The following is a 631-nucleotide window of genomic DNA, read 5'->3' on the forward strand; positions in this document are numbered from 1 at the left end:
GTGTGCGCCCGGCACGGGCGCACTCTTGCAGGTGGAAGTCCTGCCGGAAGTTGGTCACGACGACCGAAGCGAAGCGCAACTGCGTGAGGGTGACCGAGCGTGGGGAGGAAGCGTGGAGCGAAGCTGCGAGCCGATGGACAAGAACCGGATACAAGGCGCTGCCGAGCAGGGCGAGTGGGCACGAAACCACGAAGCTCTTGTGACCAAGGCGAAGCGGCGTAGATTCGGCGGTTGTGCGGTGAAGGAGTGCGTTCTTACCCGGGGAGATCTCGCCTTGTGCCTGAAAGGGCGACGGTGACGAGCCGGCGCGAGAAGTCAGCAGAGGCCATAGTAGTTTCCGCATGGAAGCGAAGGGCCGACGGAGTTGGAGGGTGTGTCCCTGAATTCTCTGAATCGTACGGCCTCAGATGTTCGCGTATGCGAAGCTCGCCGAGTTAGGCGAAAGGTGAAGCCGACCGCCTTTTGGCAGCGAGGAACCGATTCCGGTGGATCCAGGCAAGGCAGACTCGGGCGACGCGCCGGTCGTGTTCAATGCGCGTTGACCTCAACAATTCCAACCGCCCGGTGCGGACCCGCATGCCGGGTGGTGTGGGAGGGGTCGGTCAGTCACTCTGACCGCCCCTATCCCGAT

At 62.9% G+C, this 631-nt stretch carries 1 protein-coding gene; it reads left to right on the plus strand.

Going from position 1 to position 631, the window contains the following annotated elements:
* The coding region (locus RM531_RS15995; RefSeq protein WP_311660726.1) for a hypothetical protein at window positions 1–298 on the plus strand (298 nt) is incomplete at its 5' end.
* Window positions 299–631 lie beyond the last annotated feature (333 nt).

This window comes from Spectribacter acetivorans (genome assembly GCF_031846305.1).
Classification (GTDB): Bacteria; Pseudomonadota; Gammaproteobacteria; order Nevskiales; family Salinisphaeraceae; genus Spectribacter; species Spectribacter acetivorans.